General features: G+C 64.0%; 5 protein-coding genes. 4 read left to right on the forward strand and 1 reads right to left on the reverse strand.

What is annotated here, in order from left to right:
* A partial coding sequence (locus EOA29_RS28055) for a glycine cleavage T C-terminal barrel domain-containing protein (RefSeq protein ID WP_245468556.1) occupies nucleotides 1–1,310 on the forward strand: 1,310 nt, incomplete at its 5' end.
* On the forward strand, nucleotides 1,303–1,890 hold the full coding sequence (locus tag EOA29_RS28060) for a sarcosine oxidase subunit gamma (RefSeq protein WP_126093259.1): 588 nt from the start codon (nucleotides 1,303–1,305) through the stop codon (nucleotides 1,888–1,890). The genes EOA29_RS28055 and EOA29_RS28060, both read left to right, overlap by 8 nt.
* 27 nt (nucleotides 1,891–1,917) lie before the next feature.
* Here EOA29_RS28060 and EOA29_RS28065 read toward each other — a convergent pair whose 3' ends face one another.
* The gene (locus EOA29_RS28065) at nucleotides 1,918–2,622 is read right to left on the reverse strand and encodes a nitroreductase (RefSeq protein ID WP_126093258.1); all 705 of its coding nucleotides are present in this window, start codon (nucleotides 2,620–2,622) and stop codon (nucleotides 1,918–1,920) included.
* 242 nt (nucleotides 2,623–2,864) lie between these two features.
* Here EOA29_RS28065 and EOA29_RS28070 point away from each other — a divergent pair, with 242 nt between their 5' ends.
* A complete protein-coding gene (locus EOA29_RS28070) occupies nucleotides 2,865–3,452 on the forward strand; it encodes an XRE family transcriptional regulator (RefSeq protein ID WP_127221899.1) in 588 nt (195 codons plus the stop codon).
* 23 nt (nucleotides 3,453–3,475) lie between these two features.
* On the forward strand, nucleotides 3,476–3,964 hold a 489-nt coding region (locus EOA29_RS28075; protein WP_145969836.1), incomplete at its 3' end, for an FAD-binding oxidoreductase.

Genomic DNA, 3,964 nt, shown 5'->3' on the forward strand with positions numbered 1-3,964 from the left:
GGCGTCAGCCGCTCGGGCTTCAAGTCGCCGAAGCGCTCGGCAAGCCGATCCCGGAAGTCGGCACGACGCGCTTCCGGCCACCCTATACGGCGGTATCGATCGGCTCACTGGCGGCCGAGCGCTTCGGCGACTTGAAGCCCGAGCGGCTGACGCCGATGCATGACTGGCACATCGACAACGGCGCGACCATGTATTCGGCCGGCCTTTGGTATCGCCCGATGATCTACGGCCTCGCCGGCGAAACGGTCGAGCAGGCCTATGTGCGCGAGGCCAGGGCGACGCGCGAGAGCGCCGGTATCGTCGACGTCTCGACGCTCGGCAAGATCGCCGTTCAGGGCCCGGATGCGGCGGAATTCCTCGACCGCGTCTACACCAACATGTTTTCGACGCTCGCGGTCGGCAAGGCCCGCTACGGCCTGATGCTGCGCGAGGATGGGCTCGCCTTCGACGACGGCACCACGTGGCGGCTCGGCGAGCAGGAATTCCTGATGACTACCACCACCGCCAATGCCGGCAAGGTGATGCAGCATCTGGAATATTTCCTCGACGTCATCTGGCCGGAGCTGAAGGTCACCGTCACTTCGGTCACCGACGAATGGGCGGGTGCCGCGATCGGCGGTCCGAAGGCCCGAGCCATCCTTGCCGCCTGCGTTACCGGCACCGCCGTCGACAACGCGACGCTTCCCTTCATGGGCATCGTCCGTGGTGAGATCGCCGGCGTGCCGGTGATGATCTGCCGCCTTTCCTTCTCCGGCGAGATGGCTTTCGAGGTCTATTCCGGCGCCGGCTACGGCACGCGCGTCTGGGAGGCTCTGATCGAGGCCGGCAAGCCGTTCGGCCTGGTCACCTACGGGCTCGAGGCGCTGGGCACGATGCGCATCGAGAAGGGCCACGTCACCGGCGCGGAGATCGACGGCCGCACCACTGCGCGCGACCTCCATCTCGACTGGATGCTGTCGAAAAAGAAGCCCTTCATCGGCTCGGCCATGATGGACCGCGAAGGCCTGATCTCGCCGGAGCGGCTACAGCTTGTCGGCCTGATCTCGCTCGACAACCGCCCGTTCAACGGCGGCGCGCATATCGTCGAGGAATTGGACGAAGAGAACCCGCACGATTCGATCGGCCATATCACGGCCTGCTGCTATTCGCCGGCGCTCGGCAAATACATCGCGCTGGCGCTGGTGAAGGATGGCAAGGCGCGCCACGGTACGCGCGCCTTCGTCTCCGACCCGCTTCGCAGCCGGTTTGGACCGATCGAGATCGTTTCCAATCATTTCTACGATCCGGACGGGAGCCGCATGCATGGTTGAGCGCCAATCGCCGCTTGAGCCGGCCTATCACCCGGGCTCACATGGCAATTTCGAGCATGGCGTCGACGTCATCCTGTCCGAGACGCGACCAGGCTCGATCCTGCAGCTCGCGGCCTGGCCGGGTGAAGAGAAGCGGCTGATGTCCGGCATATACAAGGTTACAGGCCTTGCTCTGCCGGATGGCGCCGGGGGCGGCGTCACCAACGGCATGAAGTCGGCATTCGGCTTCGCACCGGGCAAATTCACCGTGGTCGACGAAACCGAGGGCTTGGCTTCCGCGTTCACGGGCGTGATCACTCCCTCCATCGGCACGCTTACCGACCTCTCGCATGGCCGCACCGCGATCCGTATCGCCGGGCCGAAAGCGGAGTGGGTGATGGCGAAATTCTTCGCCATCGACTTCGCCTTGCCAGCCTTTCCGCTGGGTGCCGGCCGCTCGACCAATCATCACGACGTCTTCGCACAGATCCAGCGCAGCGGCGCCGACCAGTTCGACATCTATGTGTTCCGTTCCTTCGCGCGCTCGTTCTGGAAGGCCTTGTGCCACGCCAGCGAGGAAGTCGGCTACGAGGTGCACTAACAGGTAAGGCTTCGGTCCGCGCCGGCACTATTCCGCGAACGTCACCCAGTCCTCGAGCGGCGCGCGGTCGGTGCGGAATTCATTCTCGGGCTTCGAGTTGTCCTCATAGCCAAGCGCCATGCCGCAGACGACGACTTCCTCGTCGGGAATGTTGAGCACTGGACGAATCTGCCGGTGGTAAGGCGCGAAGGCCGCCTGCGGACAGGTATGCAGCCCCCTGCCCCGCGCCGCGACCATGATGTTCTGAAGGAACATGCCGTAGTCGATCCATGATCCCTTGTTCAGCCGCCGGTCGACCGTGAAGATCATGCCGACCGGCGCGTCGAAGAAGATGAAGTTGCGGTCATGCTGCGCCCGCATCTTGTCGACTTCGCGCCGGCCGATGCCGATCGCGCCGTAGAGACCGAAGCCGTTGGCGCGGCGCCGGCTGAGATAAGGCTCGAAGAACTGGTCGGGATAGTAGCGGTACTCGTCCCATTCCGCCTTCTCGGCACGGATGCCGGAATCGAGGATCGCGTCGCTGATGCGCTGCTTGACCTCGCCCTTGGTCACATAGACCCGCCAGGGCTGCATGTTGGTGCCCGACGGCGCCCGCGCCGCCACCGCCAGGATATCGCGGATCGTGCTGTCGTCGACCATGTCGGGCAAAAAGGCGCGCACGGACCGGCGCGAGGTGATCGCCTCGTCGACGGTCGCCGCATCGAGCGCCATCCGGCTATTCTTATCCAGCATGGGCCGTCCCTTCAGGCATGGCCGGAATCCGGTTTCCGCAACGACCATCCGCAGACACAAAAACTAAACTGGTCCCGACCGGACGCCCCACCCGCCGTTCGTAGGCGAGCCTTTGCATCAACCGCCAAAATCACGCAAGCAAATCTTGTGTTTCATGAAAATCCACTTGATTTTTTCATGGGCTTGCTTTCTCATGAAAATCGTTCAGATTTTTTCACGCTCAATTTCGGACAGAGACGCGATTGGCCTCGACCGCTGTCAGATCGGAACAGGATAATGGCGAACGGCTGCTGGCCGGCGATATTCGCGCGCTGCGCAAGGCGCGCGGGCTGACGCTTGCCGAGATCGCTTTGAAACTCGGCCGCTCGGTCGGCTGGATCAGCCAGGTCGAGCGCGGCCTGTCGATCCCTTCGCTCGGCGACCTCAGGGCCTTCGCCGAGCTCTTCGGCGTGCCACTTAGCCTGTTCTTCAGCCATGATGTGCCTGCCGAGAAGGAGCGTGGCGTGGTTGTGCGCGCCGGCAGCCGCCGCTCGCTTGGCACAAGCGAATCGGGACTCGCGGAGGAGCTTCTGTCGCCTGACCTCGGCGGTAGCTTCGAGATGTTGCGCTCGGTCTTCGCGCCAGGCGCGGAACTGAAGACCCAAGCGCGCCGTCCGACGGAAGAAGCGGGTTATGTCGCGTCGGGCACTTTCGAGATCGAGATCGGCGGTGTCTGGCACCAGCTTGGCGAAGGCGACAGCTTCCGTTTCGAAGGCAAGCCGTTTCGCTGGCGCAATCCAGGCGCCGAGCCGGCGGTCGTCATCTGGGTGGTTTCGCCGCCGGTGTATTGAGTTAAAGCTTGGGAGGAAGAAACATGGCCGGTTTGCCGAGCACGGCGCGCGTGGTGATCATCGGGGGCGGCGTCGTCGGCACCTCGTCGCTCTACCACCTCTGCAAGGCCGGCTGGACCGACTGCTTGCTGCTTGAAAAGAACGAGCTGACCTCCGGCTCGACCTGGCATGCCGCCGGCAACGTGCCGACCTTCTCCTCGTCCTGGTCGCTGATGAACATGCAGCGCTATTCGACCGAGCTCTACCGCGGCCTCGCGGAGGCGGTCGACTATCCGATGAACTACCATGTCACCGGCTCGCTGAGGCTCGCCCATACCAAGGAGCGCATGCAGGAGTTCCAGCGCGCCAGGGGCATGGGCCGCTACCAGGGCATGGACATCGACGTCGTCGGCCTCGAAGAGATCAAGCGCCGCTACCCCTTCATCGAGACGCATGACCTGAAGGGCGCGCTCTACGATCCGAGCGACGGCGACATCGACCCCGCGCAGTTGACGCAGGCCCTTGCCAAGGGT

This window comes from Mesorhizobium sp. M1E.F.Ca.ET.063.01.1.1 (assembly GCF_003998155.1).
In the GTDB taxonomy this organism is placed as follows: domain Bacteria; phylum Pseudomonadota; class Alphaproteobacteria; order Rhizobiales; family Rhizobiaceae; genus Mesorhizobium.

Excerpts from the sequence above, each read along its gene's own strand:
- EOA29_RS28060 (WP_126093259.1), top strand. The coding sequence starts at position 1,303 with ATGGTTGAGCGCCAATCGCCGCTTGAGCCGGCCTATCACCCGGGCTCA.
- EOA29_RS28065 (WP_126093258.1), bottom strand. The coding sequence starts at position 2,622 with ATGCTGGATAAGAATAGCCGGATGGCGCTCGATGCGGCGACCGTCGAC.